The sequence below is a fragment of the Cystobacter fuscus DSM 2262 genome, assembly GCF_000335475.2.
Taxonomy (GTDB): domain Bacteria; phylum Myxococcota; class Myxococcia; order Myxococcales; family Myxococcaceae; genus Cystobacter; species Cystobacter fuscus.
The window spans coordinates 975548-1001174 of record NZ_ANAH02000001.1 but is presented as its reverse complement, the minus strand read 5'-3'; the positions used below and the strand labels follow the sequence as shown (position 1 = coordinate 1001174).

Sequence of the window (25627 nt, the reverse complement as noted above, 5' to 3'; positions counted from 1 at the left end):
GGCGGATCACCGCCGCAGGAGCTCGTTGCCAATGGCCCGCTGTGCCTCGAACGTCCTGGGAACGGAGGAGGGCGCCTGGTGTGTCCACAGGCCGAAGTTGAGCAGGCCGTGGATGCGTGGGTCGCTGCGGGCGAGGTCGTAATACTCCCAGTTCGCGCGGGCGAGCGCCGCGTCATCGCTGTACGCGCCGACCAGATAGGACTGTGGCACCAGCCAGAGCTTCTGGGAGGGAGTCAGGGTGGCACGCAGCGTGTTGAGATGGCCCACCACCTCGGACAGAGGGCCGTAGTGGTCGAAGCCCACCCAGTCCGCGCGCGCGGGAGTGACGAGTGACGGCGACAGCGAGGGCACCGCATGCACCACCATCACCGGGATGGAGGGGAACGTGTCCTTGAGGGTGTTCACGCACGTCTCCAGGTCCCTCACGGATACGCCTACCCAGTAGGGCTCATCGATGACGTAGAACCCCCCCACACTCCCCAGATACGGGGTGATTTGAGTGACGAGCTGGTTCCAGGCCTGTGCGTAATCCGGGCGTAGCGTCGAGCCGTTGAAGAACTGCCAGCGAGTCTCCAGCAGGCACTTCACTCCGCGCGCGGCGCAAGCGGCGAGGTCCTCGGGGTGCTGAACGAAGTTGAGGTTGGTATGGGCCGTCACCTCATCCAGGTGGGGGCCGTAACTCCCGGACTGCGCCCAATAGTAGCCATAGTGCTTCAGGTGGTTCACCACCGGGGAAACCGCCACGTCATCGAAGCGGGACACCTGTTCGTTCTCCAGGTACGCCCCCAGGTACAGGTACGCCGAGGAGGGAAGCGCGACCGGACCGCTCAGCCGGGCGGAGAAGGACACTCCGTTGATGGTGCCAAGCACCTGTCCATCTCGCACGGCGAGGCTCACCGAGTACTTGTCCGCCGCGGGGACGCTCCCCGGAGTCACCGTCATGGATTGGCCATTGTCGAAGATGCCCAGCCCACCGTTGGAGCGGATGAGGAAGCCGAAGTCGATGTCCGCGCCGCTGACGTAGCCGCTCGAGGACGCGGTGCCGCCGAGCATGACGGACACCCAGTTGCCGCCGTCGCGAGCGTCGGAGACCACGGGCTCGGCGACGAAGGAGAGACGGAAGGCCCCCGAGGCATCACGCGAGAAGGGCTTGTCCATACGCAGCGCCGAGGTGGACGAATGGAAGGACAGCGTATCCGGGCTCCAGACGTGGTTGACCTGGGCCACCCAGAGACTGGGCGCGGGCGCGGGGTACCACAAGCCCGACAGGCGCGTATAGGTCGCCGGAGCGAGCGAGCCGGACTGCCTGCCCGCCAGGTTGTCGTTGAGCCCCGTGCCGTTGGCGTTGTTGGCACCGTTGAAGGTGTCCCGGAATTGCTCGGTGGGAACCAGGGCCTGGCTTCGCGACGCCGGTGCCTCCCACTCGGGTTCCATGATCCCGGCGCTGCATCCACACAGCACCGATGCCGCCGCCAGCCATCTCATTCGAACCAGATGCATTGCTCTCTCCACGAGGAAGGTGGCCTTCATGGCCCACCTTCGTTCGTGGAGGTGTATCTCATGCATCCTCCGGCGCTGGGCCACCCTCTCTGGGTGCTCCCTACCTGGTCAGGCAGGCGGCGCCGTTCAAGGTGAACAGCGCCGGGGTGGGATTCGGTCCCGCCGCCGGAGCTCCGAGGAAGCCGAAGGAAACCGCTTCACCCGGTGGGATGAGGGCATTCCAGGGCAGGTGGGTCGCGCTGACCGTGGAGCCGGACTGAGAGGCGTTCGCACTCCACGCCCGGGTGACGGTCTGTCCGCCCAGGAATGACCAGCGCAGGGTCCAGCCGTTGATGGCGCTGGCGCCGGTATTGTGGAGGGTGACCTGGACGTTGAAGCCGTCACTCCACTCGTCCTGTTTGACGTAGCTGACCTGACAAGAGGTGGCGGGAGCGGCCGATCCGTCACCCTGACCGGCGAGGAACGCGGCGATCCAGGCCAGCGGGGCGTTCCAGTTGATGGTCAGCTCGTTCGTGGAATAGGACTCGATGTCGTCGATGAAGCAGAACTGGGCCACACAGCCCTTCAGCTTCTGCTGGGCGATCGGATCCTGGAGGGACGAGTTCGGACCCCCCGACAGGGTGCCCCGTGGCGGGTGGGGCAGCGCCGGGTTGAGCTGGTGCGCGTACCACCGGCTGTGTTGGTTCTCGGCGCTCACCTCGCCGTAGCCCGTGACGTAGGAGATGTTCAGGGCGTTGCGGCCCAGGATGTAGTCCATGCCCTGCGCGACGCCGTCGGCGAAGCGCTTGTCGCCCGTGATGTCGTGCGCGGTCGCCATGACGACCATGTTGTTGAGGATCTGGCTGGTGGATCCCCACGCGAACATGTTGTCGGCGGGCGCGTAGGGCAGCCCGTACGCATGGGCGTTGAGTGTGTCCAGGTACTTCGTGGCGCCCGTCACGACGGACTGCCGCACCGCGGTACGGTCCAGCAGGTTGCTCGGCACCATCGCCAGGTCCATGCGTGCCAGCGCGGCGACCTCCCGCCAGTTGATGCCCTGCTCGGTCCAGATGTCGGCGGTGTGCAGCGGAGAACCCAGCACGAAATCACGGAAGGGCGCCTCGCCCGTGGTCAGGAAGAGCTCCGCGGCGGCCCAGTAGAACTCATCCCTGACGTCGAAGTCCTCGTAGGCGCCTCCACCGGTGCTGTCGGATGGGCTGGCGTAGAGTGCCGGGTGGGCGAGCGCCGCGGCCCATGCTGCCCGCGCCGCCGTCAGACTCCGCCGCGCGAAAGCCGGATCATACGGGGCGAACAGACGTGCCGCTTGCGCGGCGGTCGCGGCGAGGTTGAGCGTCGCCGCCGTCGACGGCGGGTGCAGCTCGCGCCGCTTGGGGTCCAGGTGCGGAAGGAGCGGCAGGCCGGTCCATTCATTGTCGTGCATCTTGTGGTGGACCATGCCGGCCAGCGGCTTGCCCGCGGGCACCTGCATGCGGAGCAGGAACTCCATCTCCCAGCGTGCCTCATCGAGGATGTCCGGCACCCCGTTTCCGCTCTCCGGGATGGCGAGCTGCCCGTCCGTGAACGGCTGCGCGGCCCGGGCGTATCGCGTCCGCTCGAAGGCATTCATGAGCTGGAAGACCGAGATTCCGCCGTTGACCACGTACTTGCCATGGTCGCCCGCGTCGTACCATCCACTGGAGACGTCGAGCGTGTAATCACAGATGCCCGGCTGACACGGCACGGCGGTATCCCCGGTGTTCGGCGCGACCCCGAGATGCCCGGCGGGACGGGCATAGCCCGGCCTCAGGCTCCCGAGAATCTCGATGCCGCTGCGCTGCGGGTAGTAGAACTTCAAGGCGTCATCGCGCAGCTGCCCGTAGAGATTGCCGCCGAGGTCGAACGGGCGGCTGGTCTCACCATCGGCGACCAGGGTGTAGCCAGCTCCGGCCACGACGTATCCGCTGAAGTCGATGGAGTGGACGTTCTGGCCAGAGCTGACGTCCACGCCGCGAGGGATGCTCGAGCCGCTCGCCACCACCGTACCGGCGCCGTTGAGGAGCTGCCACGGCAACGCGTTCGTGGCCTCGGTGACGACGGTCGCGTTCTTCGGACCGTGGGTGAGATAGCCCACCTGGTTGATCCTGACACGGGGGCCGGTATCCGGCTTGTAGACATCAGGTGGGGCTCCCCCTTGCAGGGACACGTTGTCGACACAGAAGCGCCACGGCGTGGCACTTCCGCCCATCTGGAAGGCCACCTGCGCGTTGGGCAGGCTCACCGGCGAGGTGAAGGTATAGGTGTATGTATTGGCCTCCGCGGTCATCTGCGGATAGACGGCCAGGTACTGTGTCCACGGGTCGGCGGGAAGTTGGATCAGCGCCCTGCCAGAGAAGTCAGACGTCGCGGTCGCCACGAAGCTGTACCGGTACGTCTCGCCCGCGACGAGCGACACGTTGTCCTGGCCGATGATCACATCCCAGGGGTTCACGGTCGCCCCGGGGATGTCGGCGCACAGCTCACCGCTGCTCGAGTCGAGAGTGATGTTGCTGGTGCCCCACCAGGGAGCGTGGCCGGAGTCGAAGGTGCCGTTGATGATCTGCTCGGGCGCCTGGGCCAGGGCTGGGGCCGGAACCCACGTCAGCGTGGTGGCGGCGAGCGCCAGCACGACCGGCACGCGGACGGGAGCGGTGCGTGTGGGAGGCCTCGTCTCGAGGGTTCCTTCACGCGGTACACTCAAAATGGAAAGTTTTCGTGATTTCATGTATTACATGATTATCTCGAATTGGCCTTCCGTATGTCAATAACGTCCGGGGTGACGACTCGCACCCAACGAGTGTCCATGAGGTCTTCCGCGAAAGAAGCCCGGATGCGTTGCTGGTGCGCGGAGGGGCGTGGCGGCATGGATTGTTTCTCGATCCATGCCGCCACGTCCGGCCCTCACAGCGTGCCGGCATACTCCGGCTCCGGTAGGCCGCGGACGCCCGGCCTCACGGCGAACACCGCGCCGTCGTCATCCGAAGCACTGCCCGCCGGGCGGATCGATGTCACGAACAACGTATCGAAATCGTTGCCGCCGAACGCGCACATCGTCGGCTTCACGGCGGGCACCGCGATCTCCCGGTCCAGCTTGCCTTGTGGCGTGAAGCGCAACAGCTGCCCCCCGTCGTTCGCGCATGTCCAGTAGCAGCCGTCGGCGTCGATGGCGGCGCCATCGGGTCGGCCGGCGTAGTGGTGCAGATCGGCGAACAGGCGCCGGTTGTGTGGCGTGCCCGTCTCCGTGTCGAAATCGAAGGCCCAGATCGTCCGGCGTGTCGGATGCGAATCGGACAAGTACATCGTCGCGCCGTCCGGCGACCATGCCAGCCCATTCTGCGTGATGAGATCGTCGACGATCGGCGCCGACAGCGTGCCCCGCGCGTCGAAGCGGAACAGTGCGCCCGCCGGGCTGGCGAGCGACATGTCCTTCACCATGGTGCCGGACCAGAAGCGCCCCTGGCGATCGCAGCGCCCGTCGTTGAAACGCATGCCGGGGGCGGGGAAGGCCGGCGCGGCGAGCGGGCGAAGCCGTGCCTCGGCCGTTGCGCCGGGTGCTCCGCTGGCGGCAAGCGTCACCGCGAAGAGTCCCGTCTCGAGCCCGGCGAGCACCGTCCCGCCGCGGTCGAATGCGAGGCACGCCACGTGTTCCGGCAGCACCCATTCGGAACGGAGGCCCGAGCCAATGTGCAGCCGGACGATCCGGCAGGCGGGGATGTCCACCCAGTACAGCGCCTGCTCCGACGCGCGCCATACCGGGCACTCGCCTACCTGCGCGCGCCCCGCCGCGTCGATGCGCTCGACGCTCACCTTCATGCTCATCGCTTGCGCTCCATCGGCTCGCCGATCACGAACGCGCCTCCCTGGAACCGTTGTGCCGGATCCTCGCGATCCGCGGTCGGCGCGCTCGGCGGAAAGCGCTCGGCGAACTGCTGCGAGCTGTCCCTCGGCCGGAAGCCGAGGAACGACGCCTTGGTGTTGTCCCACCATTTCATCGGGTTGTCCGACACGCCATAGACGATGGCGTGCCCGACCCGATTGGTGAACAGCGAGCAGCGCACCAGCTCGATGAAGTCCCGGTAGCTCAGGTAGGTGACCATCATTCGCGCGTTCCTGGGCTCCTCGAACGAAGAGCCGATGCGCAGACACACCGTCTCGATGCCGAAGCGGTCGAAGTAGTAGCGCGACAGCGACTCGCCGAAGCACTTCGTCACGCCGTACAGGCAATCGGGCCGCAGCGGCGAATCGGCGTCGAGCACCTCGGTGACCGGATGAAAGCCAATCGCGTGATTCGAGCTCGCGAAGACCACCCGCTTCACGCCATGCTTGTGTGCCGCCGCGTACAGGTTGTAGGTGCCGCGGATGTTCGCCTCGAGCAGATCGTCGAACGGCGCCTCGACCGAGATGCCGCCCAGGTGCACCACCGCATCCACATCCTGCAGCAACCGGTAAACGGCTTCCCGATCGGCCAGGTTGGCCTGCACGACTTCCTCGTGTGCGGCGGCCTCGCCGAGCGGGGCGAGGTCGGTGACGCGGACGATGTCCGCCCATTGGGCGAGCGCACCGCGCAACTGGCGGCCGAGGTTGCCGGCTGCGCCGGTCAGAAGCAGTCGCCGGAAGGGTTTGCCTGGCGCGGAGGGGTTGTTCATCGAGAGCACCTCATACTCAAAGTGGACTGCGGACAGGTTCGCCCGGGGTGGGGCGATTCGCCAGCCCGGGCGGGATAATCGAGCCGGACTTTAACGGAGAACGCCTGCGGGGAAAACGTTTTCCGGCCGGAGCAGTGACTCGCGGGCGTGTGCGGCCCGGGGTCACCGACTTTTGCCGTACCACGCTGGCTGCTTTCCTGCGAAAATTGGTTAACACTGCGAGGAAACGTTACCTTCCGAATGAAAAAAACATCACCGACCATTCGCGACGTGGCGGCCGCCGCGGGCGTGTCGGTCGCCACGGTGTCGAAATACATCAACGGCGCGCAGCGCTTTTCCGCGCCGGTCGAAGCGAAGCTGAAGGCGACCATCGAGAAGCTCGGCTACCGGTCGAATCCGCTGGCGCGCTCGATGATTACCGGGGAGACGCGCACCATCGGCCTGACGATCCTCGACATCAGCAACCCGCATTTCACCAGTGTGGTGAAGGGCGCCAACCGCGTCGCGTTGCAGCACGACTACACGCTGCTGCTCGTCGATACCGAGGAGAACCAGGCGCGAGAGCGGCCGTTGATCGAGGCGCTCGCCCAGCGCGTCGACGGTCTGATCGTCAGCTCGCGCATGCCCGAAGAGGCCCTGCAATGGTTGCTCGAGCTCAACAAGCCCGTCGTGCTGCTGCGCCGCAGCCAGCGGCTGCCGATTCCCAGCGTCGGCATCGACAACCAGCTGGCGACCTACATGCTCGCGCAGCATCTGCTGAACCAGGGACATCGGCGCATCACCTACCTCGGCTTCGGGCAGGCGCGCATCAACGACGAGCGGATTCGCGGCGCCCGCGCGTGCCTCGCCGAGTCCGGCCTGACCCTCGAGGTCCACGATGCGAATGCACCCACCGCGCAGGCCGGCGAACGCGCGTGCTCGCGCGTGATGCTGGGGCCGAACCGGCCCGAGGCGGTCATCTGCTACAACGATCTGATCGCGCTCGGCTTCATGAAGGAAGCGGCCTCGCTCGGGTTCCGGCTGCCGCAGGACGTGTCGGTGACGGGCATCGACAACGTGCCATACGGAGAGTTCTCGGCACCGTCGCTCACCACGGTGGACATCCAGAGCGAGAAGATGGGCGAGCTCGCGATGCTCAAACTGCTCGACGCACTGGGCGGCGGCTCCGACAGTGGGTACGCGACCTTCGAGCCGCGGCTGATCGTGCGCGAGTCCACCGCCCGGCGCGGCTGAGCCGCGTCACGAGCGGTGGCCGCGCGGGGGCGATGGGCGGCGTGCGGACTCGCCGCCCGGTGCTCACGCATTGAGGTTGGCGGGCTTCATGTCCGACACCAGCAGATGCATGATCGCGAGCGCGAGCAGATAGCCGAGTGCACCGATCACGAACAGCGCCCAGTAGTGGCCGGTGCGCTGGAGCACCTGTCCGATGACCTCGGAAAACAGCACACTTCCGAATGCGCCCGCCATTCCGCCGATGCCGATCACCGAGGCGACGGCGCGCTGCGGGAAGAGGTCCGACACGATGGTGTAGAGATTGGCCGACCAGCCCTGATGCGCCGCCGCCGCCAGTCCGATGATCACCACCGCGACCCACAAATTGTCGACCTGGGAGACGAAGGCGATGGGCAAGACGCAGCACGCGCAGATCAACATGGCCGTCTTGCGCGCGCGATTCACGTTCCAGCCGCGGTTCAGCAGCGTGGACGAAATCCAGCCGCCGCCGATGCTGCCGATCGTCGTCAGCGCGTAGATGCACACGAGCGGCAGCCCGATGTGCTGCAGGTCCATGCCGCGCGCCTCGTTGAGCCACTTCGGCAGCCAGAACAGATAGAACCACCACACCGGATCGGTCAGGAACTTGCCGAGCAGGAACGCCCAGGTCTGGCGCTTTTGGATCAGCACGCCCCAGCCGGGGGAACCGGTGCCCGTGTCGGCGTGCGCTGGTTGGGCGTCCTCGTACGCCGCCTGCGTGGCGGCATCGGCCGGACGGTAGATGGTGAGCCAGAACATCAGCCACACGATGCCGATCGCGCCGATGATCACGAACGCGGCGCGCCAGCCGAGCGCGAGCGCCAGCGGCGGAATGATGGCCGGCGCGAAGACCGCGCCGATGTTCGCGCCCGAGTTGAAGATGCCCGTGGCGAGCGCACGCTCGCGGCGCGGGAACCATTCGGTGGTCGCCTTGATCGCGGCCGGAAAGTTGCCGCCTTCACCGAGTCCGAGCAAGGCCCGCATGAACGCGAAGCCGCCCACCGTGCCCGCGGCCGCATGCAGCATCGCCGCCGCGCTCCACATCACCATCGCCACCGCGTACGAAACACGCGTGCCGAGCCAATCGACGATGCGGCCAAAACACAACTGCCCGACCGCATAGAAGGCCGAAAACGCGATGACGATGCGGCCGTACTCCACCTGCGTCCAACCGATGTCCTTCTGGAGGATTGGTGCGAGCAGACCGAGGATCTGCCGATCCATGTAGTTGATGACGGTCGCGAAGAACAGCAGCGCACACACGGTCCAGCGGTAGCGGCTGGAGACGCGAGCGCTGCTGGCGATGACGGCTGATTGCATGAGTGTCTCCGTGCGTGGCGCGGCTCGTCATGCCGTGCCAGTCTCGCGTTGTTGTCGGGTACAAGCACCGGAACACCACAGGGCCGCTTGCTCGCGTGGGGGTAGCACGCGGGCTCGCGACTCGTGTTCATCGAGGAAAACGTTTTCCAGGGGGATATAGCCTCCTTGGGTTCGCTTGGGTAGCCCGAAAAGTCAGTTGGGTGCGAGGTCCCGCGGAGGGCGTGATGTGATGAGTTGCCTTGTCCTGCTGCGTCATGAGTCTTGGGCATTGAACGTCAGGCTTTACCGCCTCGAGGGGCCCTGTCCTGTGAACCCTGGCGACTCGTGTCAGCAACACTTGTCGGCCCCTCCGCATCCGTTCGCCACCCGTGGTGCGGGAAAAGTCCGGGCCCAGACGACTGGAGATATGCTTTGCGCGGTGCGGCATCTCGACGACACGTGCCGCCTTCCCCCACCCAGGGTGCACCGCCTGACAAGTACGTTCTCGCGTGTCAGGGCGTGCTGTCCGCCCCCGGGCACTCCGTGCGTTGACGAGTCATCGTCGCGGGGGCTGCTCCGTTCACCAGCCCGGAAGCAGGTGGCCCCCCGTCTGGTGGGCTGGAGAGGCTGTGTTACCTCTTGATCCATGCGTGAGCGTCCTTCGTCCCCGTTTTCCTCTCCCGAGCCGCCGAGCGGGAAGGGACGGGTGCGTCACGTGCTCATGAGCACGCAGTCCTCGCGAGGGGAGTGGACGTGCGCGCTGGAGCTGAGCCGGGCCCTGGGCGAGCGGGGCCTGAAGGTGACGCTGGCCACCCTGGGCGCTCCGCTCACGCTGGCTCAATGGGCCGAGGCACGTGACGTGCCCGGGCTGCGCGTGGAGCAGAGCGTCTGGCGCTCCGAGGACATGCCGGACGCCTGGGACGATGTCGCCGAGGCGGGGGCCTGGTTGTTGGAACTGGAGGCCAGGTACCTGCCGGACGTGGTCCATCTCAACGGCTATTGCCACGGAGCGCTGCCCTGGAAGCGCAAGCCGCTGGTGGTGGGCCATGCGTGCCCCCTGGCGCGAGCACGGCGCGAGCCGCGCTATCTCGCGGAGGTGACGCGGGGCTTGAGGGCCGCGGGCCACGTGGTGGCGCCTTCCCACGCGCTGCTCGAGTCCCTGGAGCTTCAGGCCGGGCCCCTGTCCTCCACCAGCGTCATCCCGCCCGCTCGCCGCCATGTGGACTTCCCGCCCTCCGCCGTGCGCGAGCCCTTCCTCTTCACCCTGGGGGCGCCGGGGGACGAGGCGCGCAACCTGGAGGTGCTGGAGGCGGTGACGCCCCGGCTGGCCTGGCCCGTGCTCGTGGCCGGCTCCCGCGAGCACCCCGCTGGCGGCCTCGTGCGCTCGCGCGCCCTGCACCTGCTGGGGGAGCTGCCCCGCGCGGCGCTGGCGGAGCGTCTCGGCCGGGCCTCCCTGTTCGTGCTCTCCTCGCGCGAGGAGCCCTCGGGCCTGGCCGCCCTGGGGGCCGCGCTCGCCGGGTGTGCCCTGGTGTTGAGTGATATCCCCTCCCTGCGGGAGATGTGGGAGGACGCCGCCGTCTTCGTGTCTCCAGAGGACACGGAGATGTGGGGGCGGGCGCTGCGCCGGCTGGTGTCGGAGCCTGTCCTGCGGGGCCGGATGTCCACCCTTGCACGGACGCGGGCACTGGAGTTCTCCCCAGAGCGCATGGCGGATGCCTACGTTGCACTCTACGGCCGCATGGGGGAGGTCTCCCAGCGGAGTCCGCCCTCCCAGCCCCAGCTGGCACGGGCGAAAGCGGGGGCGGATTGGGGCCGCTCCCGGGTTCTTTGAGGGGGTAGCCCGCGTCGACACCCGTCTGGGGGGCAGGTGGGCGCGGGAAAAGGAGCGGACATGCGCAGCCAGGGACTTCGGATCGTCTTCTTTGGCTCGAGCCTTGCCTCGGCGTGGTGGAACGGGGCCTCGATGTACTACCGCGGCATTCTCCGGGCCCTGCACGCGCGCGGGCACCACATCACCTGCTACGAGCCAGCGCCCGCCGGCCATCGGCTCCAGCACGACATGCCGACGCCGCCCTGGGCGCGCGTCGTGGTGTACCCGGTGGAGGACACCTCGGGGCTGGAGCGGTGTCTGGAGCAGGCGCGGGGCGCGGACGTGGTGGTGAAGGCCAGCGGCGGGGGCTTCCACGACGAGTGGCTCAACCACCGGGTGTTGGAGCTGCGCTCGGGCCGCACCCAGGTGGTGTATTGGGACCTGGACGCGCCGGTGACCCTGGAGCGCCTGCTGCGCGAGCCGGGGGACTGCTTGCGCGCGCTGGTGCCGCTCTACGATCTCATCCTCACCCAGGGCGGGGGAGACCGGGTGGTGCTGGCCTACCGGGACCTGGGGGCACGCGACTGCGTACCGGTGTACAGCGCGGTGGATCCGGATCTGCACTACCCGGTGTCCGCGGATCCACGCTTCGGCTGTGCCCTGGCGCTGCTGGAGGATCGGCTGCCGGATCTGGATCAGCGCGTGGAGTGCTTCTTCCTGCGGGCCGCGGACCTGCTGCCGGACAAACACTTCCTGCTCGGGGGGGCGGGGTGGGCGGACCGGCCGCGCCCCTCGAACGTGCGCTACCTGGGCGACCTCACCCCGCGCGAGCACAACGTCATGCGGGGCTCGGCGCGCGCGGTGCTCGACGTGAGCCGCGAGGGAATGGCGCGCTTTGGCTTCTCACCCACCGCGCACCTGTTCGCCGCCGCGGGCGCGGGCGCGTGCCTCATCACCGATGCCTGGGAGGGCATCGAGCTGTTCCTGGAGCCCGGGCGGGAGTGCCTGGTGGCCCGGGATGGGCTGGAAGTGGCCGAGGCCGTGCTGTGCCTCACGGACGAGGGGGTGCGCGATCTGGGCGACGCGGCACGCCGCCGGGTGCTGGCCGAGCACACCTACGCGCACCGGGCGGTGCAGGTGGAGCAGGTGCTCGGCTACACGGGGCGTCCGTTGGCCCCTCGCGAGCTTCGCGCCTGAGTGACAGGGACTTCTCCCATGGGAGAAGTCCCTGTTCTCGCCTCACGGCCGGGGCGTCGGCGGGTGGATTACAGCTTGCCCGCGCCGACGTTCGCCAGGACCGCGGTCTTGGCGGTGTCCGCTGTCTTCAGCGTGTAGCCGTAGGGTGGGGTCCAGAGGGTGGCCACCGGAATGCCATCGCAGCCCTGCAACTGCACGTCGATCGTGGCCGTCATGGGCTTGCCGGCGTCGTCCTTGTTGCTGATGAAGCGGGCCCCGCTGCTGCGGAAGCTCACCCCCTTGCCGTGATCGGTCACGAGCTTGCCGCAGACCTCCTTCGGCTTGAGGGTCTTCATGTTGTAGTAGTTGTTCTCCGCCAGGATGTCGGCCTTGTAGCCCACGCCGATGGCGCTCTCGAACTTGACGTCCGACGCGGCCGCTCCGGCGGGAATGGTGCCATTGGCGGCACTCGGGTTGGTGTCACCCGTCACCAGGTTGTTGTAGATGTGCACCTGACCATAGCGCACGCGCGGCGTCCGGCTGTTCACGCCCTGCCAGTGGTTGCCGGTGAAGGTGACATGGAGGCGGCCCTCATCGCTCCACTGCCGCCCGGCGTCGCTGTTGCCCACCAGGGTCGTCTTGCCGTGCACGGTGAAGTAGCTGTTGGAGATGGTGACGTAGTCGGAGGCACGCACCACGTCCAGGCCTCCGTCATGGCGGGTATCCGAGGACAGGGACGACGGCGTCGGGAGATCCGTCAGGGTGATGTGATCGATCCAGACATTCTGGGCCCAGGCGACGCAGATGCCGTCGGCATAGGCGTTGGCTGAATCCTCCGGGTTCACGTCCCACATGGTGTCGATGGCCAGGTTGCGGACGATGACGTTGCGGGTCCAACCCGGGAAGGCATCCGGGTTCTTTCCCGCCGCCACCCAGGCCTTGAAGTCCACCTCGAAGTTGCCGTTCTCGTTGCCGATCAGCAGCTGCGTACCGGAAATCCTGGCGGGCTTGCCATTCGCGTCCTTGATTCCCACGAGCGTGGTGTTGGACGGAATGAAGAGGGAGCCGCCACTCTTCAGGTCGTCATAGCTGGTGTATTCCTTGAACACGCCACCATCCACCCGGAAGTCGATGTGCCCGACCACCCGGATGATCTTGGGCTCGTTCCTGGCCTCGCGGATGGCATTGACCAGCTGCTCCTTGGTGTACACGGTGTAGATACGGTTGGCCGCCGCCGAGGAACCGCCGGAGACCAGCACCTGGCGATGCTTGCCAGCCGCTCCGTCACGGGCCCAGGCATGCCACCCTTCCAGGGGCGCCGTTTCACGCTCGAAGGTCAGCACGCCTCCTGTCGGATCGCTCTTGGCCGGCACGATGCTCGGCACCACGGGCGCCGCCTTGTAATTGGAGGGCTCATGCCCGCTCGACGTCTCGACCGGAGCGCTGTAGGTCCGGGTCCCGGCCAGCGGCAGCAGCAGCGGCGCCGTGGTGTCCGTCAGGGTCTTCGCGTCAATCACGGCCAGGGGCGCGGAGGTGGCGCTCAGCTCACTGTCCGTGTCGTAGGCCGTGACAGGACTGTCGGCCCCTCCACAGGCCGATGCCAGGGCAACCGCCAGAAACACAGCCGAAGACACCACTCCCTGCTTCTGGGCTCTCAATCTCATGGCTTTCTTTCTCCGTCAGGAAACCGCGGTTGTTCTCGAGCAGAAAGGGGCGTGCATCTGCTTGGACCGAGCAGCGCCCGACGGCGACGTGTGGGAACGCCTCGGACTCCAGTCCCAGAACACTCCCAGCAGTGGTGTATGCGGTGCTGTCGCCTCAATGCATTCTACCACGTTTTGGCACGGATGTCTTGGAAAACGTTTTTTACGCAGTGTGTTATGGCTTTGCGGCACCCCTAAGGCTGGAGGTGCTTCCATTCAGAGGTGGCGGTAGGAATCCCAAGGGAGAGCGCACATGGCCGATTCCGTTCTCGACTTCTATGGGCATTGGGAGACGAGCCAGCACGGGACGGTGTACCGCGCGCTCCGGCGCGCCGAACTGGACGCGGCGCTCGGCGCGGCGGGCTTCACGCACCTCCGGTGGCACCTACCCGAGGAGTCGGGTTTCTATCAGCCCGTCGTGATCGCGCGCCGCTGAAGCAGGCCTCGCTGAGACGAACCCGGGCGCGTGAGAGCCTTCCAGGGCGGGTTTGAGAGCACTCGTTCCCAGGGCTATGCTCCGACGCACTTCATGGGGCACGGCGACGACATGGAAGATGGCGACACGTACACGTCTCCCTCGGAATACATTCCGGAGATGACGCTCCGTCGGGGCGCCATCATCGCTGGCCGCTTCACCATTGAAGAGCTGGCCGGCCGCGGCGGCATGGGCTTCGTCTACCGGGCCATCGACTCGCGCACCGGCCAGCATGTCGCCCTCAAGCTGATGCAGGCCATCACCTCTCCGGAGGCCGCCCACCGCTTCAAGCGTGAGGCCTTCCTGCTCTCCGAGCTGCGTCACCCCGCCATCGTCTCCTACATCGACCAGGGCGTCATCGAAGAGGGTCAGCCCTTCCTCGTCATGGAGTGGCTCGAGGGGGAGGACTTGGCCCGTCGTCTGAGTCGTCGGCACCTCGGCCTCTCCGAGAGCCTGGCCCTGCTGCGCCGTGTCACCGAGGCGCTCGCCACCGCCCACCGCCAGGGCATCGTCCACCGCGACATCAAGCCCTCCAACCTCTTCCTGCGAGGGCGGCGCCCCGAGGACGTGGTGCTGCTGGACTTCGGGCTGGCCCGCCATGCCATTCCCTCCCTGGTGGCGTTGACGGGCACCAACGCGGTGCTGGGAACTCCGGGCTATATGGCCCCGGAGCAGGCCTCCAGCCAGCCTCACATCACCCCCAGCGCCGACATCTTCTCGCTGGGGTGCGTGCTCTACGAGTGCCTCACCGGCCAGCCCCCCTTCGCCGCGCCCCACTTCGCCGCCGTGCTGGCCAAGATCCTCATGGCCGAGCCGCCCCGTCTTCACACGCTGCGCCCTGGCCTGCCTCCAGGTCTGCAGGTGCTCGTGGACCGCATGCTGGACAAGGACCCGCGGCGGCGGCCGCCGGATGCCGCCGCGCTTCTGGAGTCGCTCGCGGCCCTGGACTCCGCCCCCACGCTGCTGTCGTCGCCTGCCCCCGCCTCGGAGCCACCACCCGTCCAGGCCGCGGACGAGCAACAGCTCGTCGGCGTGGAACAGCAGCTCGTGAGCATCCTGCTGGTGTCGCTCCGCTCCCTGGCAACGGGCACGCTGGAGGAGGATGAGACCCACGGGCGCTCGCTGCGCGATGCGCTGCGCACGATGCTGATGCCCTATGGAGGCCGGGTGGAACTGCTGGCGGACGGCTCGCTGGCGGCCACGCTGGTGCTGGAGCGCGACACCGCCACGGACCAGGCGGCCCTGGCGGGCCGTTGCGCCCTGACCTTCAAGGAGCGCTGGCCGGACGCCGAGGTGGTTCTGGTGACCGGGCTCGGGGTCCTGAACCAGCGCCTGCCGGTGGGCTCCGCCATGGACAGGGCGGGGCAACTGCTGCGCGAGGTGGAGGGGCCAGGCGCCTCCTCGTCCCTCGTCGTGCTGGACGAGGTGACGGCCGGGCTGCTCGGTCCCGGCTTCCAGCTGTCCCGCTCCGCCGCGGGCACCTACCTGCTGCACGGTGAGCGGCTCGGAACCGACGAGTCCCGCCCCCTGCTGGGCAAGCCCACCCCCTGCGTGGGCCGCGCCCAGGAGCTGGCCCTGCTCGAGTTCACCTTCACCTCCTGCATGGAGGAGCCCGCCGCCCGTGCCCTGCTGGTGATGGCTCCGCCGGGCACGGGCAAGTCCCGGCTGCGCCACGAGTTCCTCCGCCGTATCGAGCGCAAGGCCCCCCAGGCCCTGGTGCTGCTGGGGCGCGGCGATCCGATGAGTACCGGAGCCGCCTCCAATCTGCTGGGTCAGGCGCTGCGGCGGCTGTGTGGCGTCGTGGAGGTGGCCAACCTGGAGGCGCGCCGTACGCGGTTGTACGAGCGCGTGGCCCGGCACCTGCCGCTCCCCGAAGCGCGGGAGACGGCCGAGTTCCTGGGTGAGCTCTGCGCCATCCCCTTCCCCGAGGAGGAGAGCCCCCGGTTGCGCGCGGCCCGGCAGGACCCACGACTGATGAGCGCCCTGGTGGGCAAGGCGCTGGTGAACTTCCTCCGGGCCGAGTGCGCCCACGATCCGGTGCTGCTGGTGCTGGAGGACCTGCACTGGAGTGACGCGCTCACCGTGAAGCTGGTGGACGAGGCCCTGCGGGCGCTGGCCGAGCACCCCTTCATGGTGCTGGCGTTGGCGCGGCCGGAGGTGAAGGAGCTCTTCCCCGGCCTCTGGGCCCGGCGCGTGCTGGAGATGCCGCTCAACGGGCTCAGCCCCAAGGCCGGTGCCCAACTGGTGCGCGAGGTGCTGGGACCGCGGGCGACCGACTCCGTCGTGCGGCGCGTGGTGGAGCAGTCCGATGGCAATGCCCTCTTCCTGGAGGAGCTCATCCGCATGGAGGTGGAGGGGCGCGGGGAGGCGCCACCGGAGACGGTCCTCGCCATGCTCCAGGCCCGGCTGATGCGGATGGAGCCGGAAGCCAGACAGGTGCTGCTCGCCGCCAGCTTCTTCGGACGTACCTTCTGGTCAGGGGGCGTGCGGGAGTTGTTGGGAGAGCAGATGCCGGACGGCAAGCTGGAGGAGCACCTGCGGCGGTTCGTGGATCAGGAGGTCATCGAGCCACAGCCGGAGAGCCGTTTCTCCTCAGAGGCAGAGTACCGCTTTCGCCACGCCCTGGTGGTGGACGCGGCCCATGGCCTGGTCCCCGAGGCCCATCGGCCCGTGGGCCACCGGCTGGCCGGCGCCTGGCTGGAGCGCGGGGGCGAGTCCGATGCGATGGTGCTCGCCCACCACTACCAGCTCGGCCAACGGCCGGAGCGCGCCGCCCATTTCCATACCCAGGCCGCCGAGCAATTCTTCGAGCGCCATGACTTGCAGGGGACGATGCGGTGCGCCGACGCGGCGTTGGCCTGCGGGGTGAGCGGCGAGGTCTTCACCCGCCTGCGTGCGCTCCAGGCCCTGGTGGCCCTCTGGATGGAGCAGTTGCCAAGGGCCTTGGAGCTCGGCACTCCGGTGCTTCCCGCGCTCAAGGCGGGCAGCACCCTGTGGTGCTGGCTGTCGGGGGGGTTGATTCTCGCGAACGGCTTCTCCGGGAACCAGGAGGAGGCGGCTCGGCTGGGTGGACAGCTGCTGCTCACCAGGCCGGAGCCCGAGGCGGTGGCGGTCTACACGGAGGCCCTCGCCGAACTGGGCTCCACGTCGTCCTGGAATGGCGGGTACCAGGGGGCGGAAGCCATGCTCGGGCGCATCCTGGAGGCGGGGGCCGACGTCATGGCGCATGACGCCATGACGCGTGGCTGGGTGAGGTCGTTGAAGAGCCAGCTCATCCACTTCTTCGAGAACAAGCCGTGGCAGGCCTTCTCGCTCGCGGAGTTGGCGATGCGCGACTTCCTCGAGGTGGGCACGGAGCGCGATGCATGCATGATGCAAATCGTCTCGGGCTACTGTCTGACCGCTCTGGGCGACCAGCCCCGCGCCGTGAAATTTCTCCGGGAGGCCCTGGCCACCACGCTTCGGACGGAGCAGCACCTCATGGCACCCCATGGCCGCTACTTCCTGCTCCATGCGCTCTCCCAAAGCTCCGAGCCGATACACCAGCAGGAGGCCTACTCGCTGGCGCACGAGTGGGTGGACAGTGAGGACGCCCCGGTCTACAGACGAGGCATGGGGTACGCCACCGTGGCTCAGGTGGTGAGGGCTCAGGGCGAGTTCCACGAGGCGGAATCGTTTGCACGCAAGGCGTGTGAGCTGCTGTCTCCCTTCGCGGTCTGCCTGCTTTTCGCGCGCGGCGTTCTCAGTTCCATCCTGCTGTCCCAGGAGCGTGCCGAGGAGGCGCGACAGGTGGCGCAACTCGGCGTCCAGGAGATGGAGCGGATGGGCACCACGGGCGTGTATGCGGTGTCCTTGTACCTGGCGCTGGCGGAAGCCTGCCTTGCCCTGGGCGAGGTCAGCGCGGGAGAGTCCGCCTTGCGCCAGGCCTCGAGGTATGTGCACGAGCGCGCCTCCGATATTCCCGACACCACCGCGCGCGAGCGCTTCCTGCGCCAGGTGCCCGAGAATGCCCGCACCCTCGAGCTGGCCCGCCAGCGTTGGGGGGACTCCAAAACCGAGGACAAGGTGTCAGACGACTCGTAGGAGACGACTCGTAGGAGCGCGTCGTGACCGCGCGCCGCCGAGCAGGCAGGAGGTCAGGTGCCTCGTGGGAGGGGGAGGCTCGAATGCTCTGACACCTTCCCCCCCGCCTTCACCCGTTCATTACCGGGCGCTGGTGGGCTTGGTGAAGCGCAGCGTCATGCGGTCGCTCTCTCCGATGGCCTGGTACTTCGCATCGTCGGCCGCGTCGTGCCTGTTGCTGGGCGGCAAGGTCCACACGCCTTTGGGATGGTCGGTGGTGTCCTTCGGGTTGGCGTTGATTTCGCTCCTGTCCGCGAGCACGAACCCAGCGCCCTGGGCCAGCTCGATGACCAGCTCCTCGGTCAGATAGCCGGACTTCTTCATCTCCTCGAGGTCGGTCCCCGGTTTGGCGCGGTGATCGACGACGCCCAGGGTGCCTCCTGGCTTCAACACGTCGTAGAACGCCTTGAAGTACGCCGGTGCGGTGCCGTCGCTGACCCAGTTGTGCGCGTTGCGGAACGTGAGCACCGTGTCGGCCGACCCGGCGGCGCCGAAGTCCGGCTTCGCGGGATCGAACACGCGCACGTCGGGCGTGCCGTAGACCGCGGCGTTGCCGGCGAACTTCTCGCGCAGCTTCTGGTTGGACTCGTAGCGGTACTTGGGCTGACCGGGGATCGCGTCGTCCCACACCGCGGCGACGTAGTGGCCCTTGTCGCGCAGGTAGGGCGCGAGGATCTCGCTGTACCAGCCACCGCCGGGGGTGATCTCGATGACCGTCTGGTCCGGCGTGACGCCGAAGAATCCCAGCGTCTGCTTCGGATGGCGGTGCACGTCACGGGCGACATTCTTCGGATCTCGCCAGGCGCCGGAGAGCGCTTCGTCGAGCGCGGCAACGGTGGGGGGGGTGGCCGCCGACGTGGGGCGCTCCGTGGGCGTCGCGGCGGTGGTGCTGGCGCAACCGGAGAGCAGCAGGGTGGGAATCACGGCGGTGAGCAGTACTCGTCTCATGTGACATCCTCCACGAAAGGGGCGCCACCCTAACCCGAGTCGCGGGAACGACCACGCGACCCGTCGTGCCGCTCGCCGCCAGGGCGCAACGGGGCTCATCCTCCCTTTAAGGCGAGGCGGGTCCTGGCCACCCACGCCTCGACGCGCTGCTCCAGGATGTCCAGCGGGAGGGAGCCGCCGAGCAACACCACGTCATGGAACTCGCGGACGTCGAAGCGCGCGCCCAGCTCGCGCTCGGCCCGCGCGCGCAGCTCGCGAAACTTGAGCTGTCCGACCTTGTAGGCCAGGGCCTGACCCGGCCAGACGAGGTAGCGGTCGACCTCGTTGATGACGTCCAGGGGCTGACGCGGTGCGTTCTCCAGGAAGTAGTCGATGGCCTGCTGCCGGCTCCAGCCCCGGGCATGCATGCCGGTGTCCACCACCAGCCGCACGGCGCGCCACATGTCGTAGGAGAGCTGGCCGAACTTGTCGTACGGATCGTCGTACAAACCGAGCTCGTCTCCCAGCGTCTCGCAGTAGAGCGCCCAGCCCTCGCCGTAGGCCACGTGGTAGCCGTAGCGCCGGAAGTCGGGGAGCTGCTCCTGCTCGGCGGCGAGTGACGTCTGCAGGTGGTGTCCGGGCATGGCCTCGTGCAGCGTGAGGGGCACCATCTCCCAGGTGGGCCGCGTCTCGGGACGATAGAGATTCACCAGGTACGTGCCAGGGCGCGAGCCGTCGGACGCGGCGGGGTAGTAGAAGCCCGTGGTGGCATCCGGGGCCATGGCTTCCGGGGTCGGCTCGACGCCATAAGGCTGCCGCGGCAGGGTCTTGAACAGCTTCACCATGCGCGGGTCGATCTGCTTGGCGAGGGCGCGATAGCGCAGCAGCAACTCCTCGCCGCTCTTGCAATAGAAGCGGGGGTCCGTGCGCAGGAACTGGAAGAACTCGTGGAGCGCGCCCCGGAAGCCCGTCTTCTCCTTCACCGCTTCCATCTCGGCGTGGATGCGCTGGACCTCGGCCAGCCCGAGCTCGTGGATCTGCTCCGGCAGCAGGTTCGTCGTCGTGTACTTGCGAGCGAAGAAGCCATACAGCGCCTGCCCCTCCGGCAACTGCCAGGCGCCCACCTGCTCGGGCGCGGCGGGGAGGTACTCGGAGGTCAGGAACTGGTGGAAGCGCGTGAGCGCGGGCAGCACCCCGCGCGCGATGGCGGCATGGCCGGCGGCGGACAGCCGCTGTTGCTCGGACGCGGGGATGCTGGCGGGAAAGCGCGTGAAGGGACCGTAGAACCCGCTCCTCGTGGGGTCGTCCACCAGCTGCTTCTCGAGCTGGGGCGGAATGCGCTGCAGGACGACCCGGGGATACATGAGGCGCTCACTCATGCCCTCGCGCATGAGCGCGACGATCTGGTCCACGTAGGTGCCGAAGCCGTCGAGGCGGGCAATCCACTCCTCGTAGTCCTGCGTCGTCGAGAAGCGCAGCGTGTCGGCGAGCTGGTAGGCCGTCTGGAGGCCCGGAGGCTGTTTGATGCCCTCGGGGATTCCTCCCATATGGTTGGTGGGCAGCAGGTGCCACTTGAGCCGGTGCTCCTCGATCCACAGCTCGTAGTCGCGGCGGAACAGGTCGTAGGTGAGCTGGTCCTCGGCCGGGAGCCGCTGGCGATCCAACTCCTGGAGCCGCGCGAGAATCTGGAGGTTGTGCTGATGGTCCGCCTCGATGGCGGTGAGGCTCCGGTCGTCCCAGCGGTCGTTCCAGCGGCGGTCGCCCAGCACCGACGCATAGGTGGGGCAGTGCTCGAGCTGGTACTGCCACTCGCTCGCGATCAGCGCGCGGAGCGTGGCCGTGGCGGCGTTCTTCTCGTTCTCCTCCGCGGGGACTGCTTCCAGCATGAACCGTCCTCTCTGTGGGGTGGCGGGCCAGCATACCCCCGCCCCCACGAGGCGCCCCGGGAAGGTGTCCCCCCCCGGGAAGGTGTCAGAGGATTCGTCCGGGAAGGTGTCAGAGGATTCGTCTCCGAGGATTCGTCCCCTACGAATCGTCTGACACCTTGCCTGGGGCCTGGTCCCCTACGAATCGTCTGACACCTTGCCTGGGGAGCCTGCCGGGTCCTATCGATCCGGCCGGTGGATGATCCGCAGGGCGTTGACGAGCGGCTCCCCGTAACCCTCGCGCGGAATGAATCGGAGGTTGAGCTGGCCGTCGGTGACCTCGAGGAAGAATCCGTGGTCATCCGCCGTCAACCTGCCCACCTCGCCCGCGATGTCATGCGCCGGCAGCAGGAGGGTCTGCTCCGCCACCACGTCGAAGAGGCGCTCCCGGCGCCGCTTGTCCTGGATCTCCGCGAAGCGCAGGTCGAGCTGGTACACGCCCGGCGGCAGGCCATCGAAGCGGTACTCGAAGAAGCCACGCCGCCCCGTCTGGTAGAGCGGATCCTCGTCCGTGCCGCGGATGGAGGAGCCGGTCCGGACCTCCCGGGACGAGTCGACGTATCCCCAGCTCCCTCGGTCGTACCGCCGGTCGGGCGCCCAGAGGTTGCCCGCGCGGTCGACATGGGAGCCAGCTCCCGCGTTCACGCCCTGGTAGTACTCCGGCACGATGAGGACGACGCGCACCTGCAGCGTGGGCTCGCGCCCGCTGTTGCCCTGGAGGTACAGCGTGGCGTGGTAGACGCCCGGCTCCAGGCCCGAGGCATCGGCCGTGACGGCGATCCGCTGCTCGCGGCCAACGGACAGCCTTCCGCGCTCGGGGCTCTCCGAGAGCCAGGGCACGTCCGAGAAGACCGGCACGCCGCTCTCGACGAGGTACACCTGGGAGGTGCTCTGACTGACCATCCACAGGTTGCCTCGCTCATCCAGCTCCAGGCCACCACCGCTGAAGCCGGGAGTGGGGTGCGCCAGGGTCGCCAGCACCGTGCAGGTCTCCGGGTTGAGTTCGTAGAGGGTGTCGCTCGGGCCATTGGTGGCCATCCAGAGCACTTGGAAGGACGGATTCCAGGCCAGGCCGGAGATGCTGCCATCCGGCGGGCCGCACTGGCCAATCACCGCGCCCCTGTCCGGATGGGACAGCCCCTTGACGTGGTAGATGATGCCCTCGTTCCAGCCACCGACGTAGAAGGTGTCGTCATCGGGCCGGTAGGCCAGGCCTCGCTGCGAGATCGCGGTCCAGGGGAACTCGCCCGTGATGGAGTCCACCACGTCGCCGGTGTCCGGCTCCCAGCAGTAGATGCCGTTGTCACCTCCGACGTTGAGCTGGCACATCAGGCCGCGGCCCGCGTCGTGGGCCATGTCCGCCAGCCAGTCCCCCGCCCACGGTGCCAGCCAGCTGCGTCCCGTGGTCATCCCGTCCACGGTGAACTCGTGGTTGCTCTTGCCGGGAGCATCCGAGAGCCAGACGTTGCCCGTGTAGCCCACGCCCCAGGGCAGCCCGAGCCCCGTGGCCGGCCAGCTCCTCAGGACGTCTCCCGCCAGCGTCGGTGCCCAGCCGGGCCGTGCCCCGGCGCCGAAGACCTCCCGCGTGGTGTGGCTGTTCGGGTCATATTTCAGGCCGCGGGTGAGCCCGCGCCGGGAGACGACGCCCACCCGGTCGCCGCCCGCCTCCTGCAACGTCCACCCGAGGGGCGCGGAGCCCGTGTTGCGCAGGGTCAGGTCCTGGGTCCGCCGCTCGCCTCGCGGCACGATGAACTCGAGCACGGTGGGTTCGAGCACGGCGCGCGCCGTGCGCAGCACCCAGTTGTGTTCCACCACCTGGCCGTCCGTGGAGAGCGTCACCGTGTCCGTCTCGGTGACGTAGTTCGGCGCGGAGGCCTCCAGCGTGTACGTGCCCAGGAAGAGCTGCATGCGGTAGCGGCCGTCCGCGCCGGTGGTGACCGCGCGCACCTCCTGGTCCCCCTCGAGCGCGCGCACGGTGGCGCCGGAGAGTGGCAGGCCGTCATTGGCGTCGGTCACCACGCCCTCGATGAAGCCGTTGGGGGGCAGGGTGAAGCGGATCGCCCGCTCATCGCTCAGCGTGGGCGTGTTGAACGAGTACTGCAACCCGACGGTTCCCGTCTCGTTCTCGATGCCCACCGTGGCCGACTCTCCCCTTTCGAACCCGGCGTCGGAGATGCCGCGGTACTGCAGGAGGATGTCTCCCCGCTCGGAGAGGATGATCTCGAAGTCGACGCGCTGGGACACGTCGCTGAGGAAGGCCACGTTGCGCCACTCGATGACGAACTCACGCTCGGGGGCCGAGCCCCTCGTCAGCGTCAGCACCCTGGATTCCCCGTCGACGAGGAGATCGTCCCAGAGGGCATAGATGGCGGCGTTGGGCGGGAGCGGGCTGGGGAGGGGCTCGTTGACGAAGCTCGTGTTGAGTTCGAGGAAGTTCAGGTGGCCGTTGGTGGAGACGTAGGCGGCACCGTACGTCTGGCCGTAGAGGGTGAAGGCGAAGGGCAGGGTCACCTGGACCCCGCTGTCATCACCACTGAGCGGCAGGGGCGTGGTGGCCTCGACATAGGTGGGCGGCTCGTACCGGCAGGAGTAACCGTGGGCGTCCGTCCGGGACTCCAGCACCAGGTCCAGCGACTCGTCGCCGTCGACGACCAGGTGCTCGGTGCGCGGCAGGAAGCAGCCGTCCGCCTCCACCCGCACGTCGTACTCGCCCTCCGGCACGTCTTCGATGCGCCAGGTGCCGGCCGCGTCGGTGAGGGCGGTGGGCAGGGGCGTGTTCAGGAGGGTGACGCGGGCGAAGGCGATGGGGGCCCCGGAGGTGTCGAGCACCCGGCCCGAGACGGTGTGCACCGGCACCGGGCGCAGCGCGAAGTCCAGGCGGACGACGCCGCCCTCGGTCACCACCACGCCCTCCACGCTCTGGCGCTCGTAGCCGAAGAGGGTGGCGGAGACGCGATACGTCCCCACCGGCAGCGTCAGGGAGTACCGGCCCTCCGCATCCGTGAGCGTTTCCCGTGAGATGGGTCCCTCGGCCACGACCCGCGCGCCGGCCAGGGGGGCCCCGGTGGACGCATCGGTCACCACGCCGTTCACGATGCCGGTGGGCCCGACGGGAGAGCGCTCCACGGCGGCGAAGGCGTCGAGCTGGCCCTCCCCCCAGACGTTGTTGTCTCCCGGCGTGCCTCCGCAGCTCAGATCTTCCCGGTCCACCGCCGACGCATCGAGCAGCGCGCGGGTGGCCGCCACGTCGCCCATCAGCGACGGAGCCGCGGACCACATCAGCGCCACCGTGGCCGCCACGTGAGGCGCCGCCATGGAGGTGCCGCTGAAGGAGCTGTAGCCGTTGCCCGGCATGCTGCTGCGGATGTCCACGCCGGGCGCGGCGATGTCGGGCCGGGTGAGGCCCTCGAAAGCCGAGGGGCCCCGGGCGGAGAAGGAGGCGATGTTCCCGTTGCTGTCGAAGGCGCCGACCCCATAGCTCTCGGGGTACGCGGCCGGCACGCCCACGCTGCCGCAGGTGGCCGGCTCGGGGTTGCCGACGGAGAAGACGGGGAAGATGCCCGCGGCGACCCAGGCCTGCACGATGGGCCGGAAGAAGGGATCCGTCGGCCCATCTGCCCACGAGTTGTTGATGATGTGCGGCCGCAGATCCGGCCGCGGGTTGTTGCCGCTCAGATCCGTGGGGGCGAGCATCCACTGGCCAGCGGCCAGCAGCGCCTCGGTCGAGCAGCTCAGCTCCTCGCAGCCCTTGGCGGCCACCCACCGCACGCCCGGCGCCACGCCAATCTGGTTGCCGCCGTCATCATCCCCCGCGATGGTGCCCAGGGTGTGCGTGCCGTGGCCGATGTTGTCGCAGGGCGCCAGCGAGGGGCTTCCGCAGACCTGGGAGGGATCGAACCAGTTGTAGTCGTGAGCCAGGCTCCCATCCGGGAGACGCCCGCGGTACTGCCGGGCCAGCGCGGGGTGGTCGAACTGGACGCCGGTGTCGATGCTGCCGATGACGATGCCCTCGCCGCGGATGCCGAAGGTGGACCAGACCTCGGGGGCGCGGACGCGGGCGACGTTCCACTCGAGGGCTCCGGGCGTGGGTTGCAGCCTCACCCCGGGGCGTGGCGTCGGGATGCGGTACTTCTCCTCCAGGAGGATGCGCTCGACGTCGGGCCGCCGGGCCAGGGCCTTGAGGGTCTCGTCGTCCGCTTTCACGCGGATGGCGTTGAGGAGCCAGTAGGGCTGGTGCTCCACGCCCTGGCTCCGCAGCTGGGTGCGGAGATCGCCCTGGCTGGCGCGGGCCACGGACTGGAGTTGCTCCACGACGAAGCGTCCGCGCGCACCCCAGTCCTTCATCTCGAAGGCCGGGCTCAGGTCCACCTTCTGGCGCAGGAAGACCCAGGCGGTGCTGTTGCGCAGGGGCCGCGCTTGCGGTGTGGGTGGCTCGCCCGGCGGCGCGTCTGTTTGACAGTCGGTTGGCAGGGCCACGGCCACCAGGAAGAGCAGTGCGAACGACCACGCATTCCTCCTGAAGGGTTCAAGGAACGTGAATCGCATGGGCGTCATGACTCCCCCGCCGCTCCCCGGAAAGCGGCTGGCATTGCAACGGGTCGCGACTGCCCGGAGAGAGGGGATGACGCAAGAGGTGGTGCTTGCTCGGGATGGAGTGCGAAGGTGGGCCTGGTCTCGGTCGCCTGGCGAGGCCGGGAGCTATTCCCTGGGGCTCGTAGGATATGCGCCACCGTGCACCGGACAGCCATTGCTCGCTGGTGCCGGAGCGCGCCGCTCGG

14 protein-coding genes are annotated in these 25627 nt (G+C 68.3%); 5 read left to right on the top strand and 9 right to left on the bottom strand.

Features of this window, described 5'->3' with window-relative positions; genetic code table 11:
- Positions 1-6: 6 nt before the first annotated feature.
- From D187_RS03865 to D187_RS03850, 4 genes are all read right to left on the bottom strand, one after another.
- On the bottom strand, positions 7-1500 hold the full coding sequence (locus tag D187_RS03865; RefSeq protein ID WP_155893136.1) for a hypothetical protein: 1494 nt from the start codon (positions 1498-1500) through the stop codon (positions 7-9).
- A gap of 100 nt (positions 1501-1600) precedes the next feature.
- The gene (locus tag D187_RS03860; protein WP_043427918.1) at positions 1601-4153 is read right to left on the bottom strand and encodes a glycoside hydrolase family 9 protein; all 2553 of its coding nucleotides are present in this window, start codon (positions 4151-4153) and stop codon (positions 1601-1603) included.
- A 263-nt stretch (positions 4154-4416) separates the two neighbouring features.
- Positions 4417-5334, bottom strand: coding sequence for an SMP-30/gluconolactonase/LRE family protein (locus D187_RS03855; RefSeq protein ID WP_002629543.1), 918 nt, complete (start codon positions 5332-5334; stop codon positions 4417-4419).
- Positions 5331-6161 (bottom strand): NAD-dependent epimerase/dehydratase family protein, encoded by an 831-nt coding sequence (locus D187_RS03850; protein ID WP_043427916.1) that lies wholly within the window; start codon positions 6159-6161, stop codon positions 5331-5333. Before D187_RS03850 ends, D187_RS03855 begins: the two co-directional genes overlap by 4 nt.
- 240 nt (positions 6162-6401) lie before the next feature.
- Between D187_RS03850 and D187_RS03845 the strand changes: the two genes are divergently transcribed.
- Positions 6402-7394: a LacI family DNA-binding transcriptional regulator gene (locus tag D187_RS03845; RefSeq protein ID WP_002629541.1), complete on the top strand. Its 993-nt coding sequence runs from the start codon at positions 6402-6404 to the stop codon at positions 7392-7394.
- A 63-nt stretch (positions 7395-7457) separates the two neighbouring features.
- Here the strand turns inward: D187_RS03845 and D187_RS03840 are convergent, their stop codons facing one another.
- The gene (locus D187_RS03840; protein ID WP_002629540.1) at positions 7458-8732 is read right to left on the bottom strand and encodes an MFS transporter; all 1275 of its coding nucleotides are present in this window, start codon (positions 8730-8732) and stop codon (positions 7458-7460) included.
- A gap of 685 nt (positions 8733-9417) precedes the next feature.
- Here D187_RS03840 and D187_RS03835 point away from each other — a divergent pair.
- Together D187_RS03835 and D187_RS03830 are read left to right on the top strand one after the other, a co-directional pair.
- The gene (locus tag D187_RS03835; protein WP_020917764.1) at positions 9418-10542 is read left to right on the top strand and encodes a glycosyltransferase family 4 protein; all 1125 of its coding nucleotides are present in this window, start codon (positions 9418-9420) and stop codon (positions 10540-10542) included.
- Positions 10543-10602: 60 nt separating this feature from the next.
- Positions 10603-11718: a CgeB family protein gene (locus tag D187_RS03830; RefSeq protein WP_002629537.1), complete on the top strand. Its 1116-nt coding sequence runs from the start codon at positions 10603-10605 to the stop codon at positions 11716-11718.
- A 68-nt stretch (positions 11719-11786) separates the two neighbouring features.
- Here D187_RS03830 and D187_RS03825 read toward each other — a convergent pair whose 3' ends face one another.
- The gene (locus D187_RS03825; RefSeq protein ID WP_155893135.1) at positions 11787-13361 is read right to left on the bottom strand and encodes a pectate lyase family protein; all 1575 of its coding nucleotides are present in this window, start codon (positions 13359-13361) and stop codon (positions 11787-11789) included.
- Between the two features lie 292 nt (positions 13362-13653).
- Between D187_RS03825 and D187_RS03820 the strand changes: the two genes are divergently transcribed.
- The gene (locus tag D187_RS03820; RefSeq protein ID WP_002629535.1) at positions 13654-13836 is read left to right on the top strand and encodes a hypothetical protein; all 183 of its coding nucleotides are present in this window, start codon (positions 13654-13656) and stop codon (positions 13834-13836) included.
- Between the two features lie 111 nt (positions 13837-13947).
- Positions 13948-17958 (top strand): serine/threonine-protein kinase, encoded by a 4011-nt coding sequence (locus D187_RS03815; protein WP_155893134.1) that lies wholly within the window; start codon positions 13948-13950, stop codon positions 17956-17958.
- A 120-nt stretch (positions 17959-18078) separates the two neighbouring features.
- Here D187_RS03815 and D187_RS03810 read toward each other — a convergent pair whose 3' ends face one another.
- The 3 genes from D187_RS03810 to D187_RS49365 form a co-directional block, all read right to left on the bottom strand.
- Positions 18079-18945: a class I SAM-dependent methyltransferase gene (locus D187_RS03810; RefSeq protein ID WP_002629533.1), complete on the bottom strand. Its 867-nt coding sequence runs from the start codon at positions 18943-18945 to the stop codon at positions 18079-18081.
- Between the two features lie 95 nt (positions 18946-19040).
- Positions 19041-20810: a DUF885 domain-containing protein gene (locus D187_RS03805; protein WP_002629532.1), complete on the bottom strand. Its 1770-nt coding sequence runs from the start codon at positions 20808-20810 to the stop codon at positions 19041-19043.
- Between the two features lie 219 nt (positions 20811-21029).
- Entirely contained in the window at positions 21030-25394 is a 4365-nt protein-coding gene (locus D187_RS49365; protein WP_002629531.1) for a carboxypeptidase regulatory-like domain-containing protein, read from the bottom strand.
- Positions 25395-25627: the final 233 nt, after the last annotated feature.

Bases quoted from the DNA above. Each gene is read 5' to 3' on its own strand.
- D187_RS03865 (WP_155893136.1), bottom strand. From the start codon at position 1,500: ATGCATCTGGTTCGAATGAGATGGCTGGCGGCGGCATCGGTGCTGTGT.
- D187_RS03855 (WP_002629543.1), bottom strand. From the start codon at position 5,334: ATGAGCATGAAGGTGAGCGTCGAGCGCATCGACGCGGCGGGGCGCGCG.
- D187_RS03830 (WP_002629537.1), top strand. From the start codon at position 10,603: ATGCGCAGCCAGGGACTTCGGATCGTCTTCTTTGGCTCGAGCCTTGCC.
- D187_RS49365 (WP_002629531.1), bottom strand. From the start codon at position 25,394: ATGCGATTCACGTTCCTTGAACCCTTCAGGAGGAATGCGTGGTCGTTC.
- D187_RS03850 (WP_043427916.1), bottom strand. From the start codon at position 6,161: ATGAACAACCCCTCCGCGCCAGGCAAACCCTTCCGGCGACTGCTTCTG.
- D187_RS03815 (WP_155893134.1), top strand. From the start codon at position 13,948: ATGGAAGATGGCGACACGTACACGTCTCCCTCGGAATACATTCCGGAG.
- D187_RS03820 (WP_002629535.1), top strand. From the start codon at position 13,654: ATGGCCGATTCCGTTCTCGACTTCTATGGGCATTGGGAGACGAGCCAG.
- D187_RS03840 (WP_002629540.1), bottom strand. From the start codon at position 8,732: ATGCAATCAGCCGTCATCGCCAGCAGCGCTCGCGTCTCCAGCCGCTAC.
- D187_RS03845 (WP_002629541.1), top strand. From the start codon at position 6,402: ATGAAAAAAACATCACCGACCATTCGCGACGTGGCGGCCGCCGCGGGC.
- D187_RS03825 (WP_155893135.1), bottom strand. From the start codon at position 13,361: ATGAGATTGAGAGCCCAGAAGCAGGGAGTGGTGTCTTCGGCTGTGTTT.
- D187_RS03810 (WP_002629533.1), bottom strand. From the start codon at position 18,945: ATGAGACGAGTACTGCTCACCGCCGTGATTCCCACCCTGCTGCTCTCC.
- D187_RS03805 (WP_002629532.1), bottom strand. From the start codon at position 20,810: ATGCTGGAAGCAGTCCCCGCGGAGGAGAACGAGAAGAACGCCGCCACG.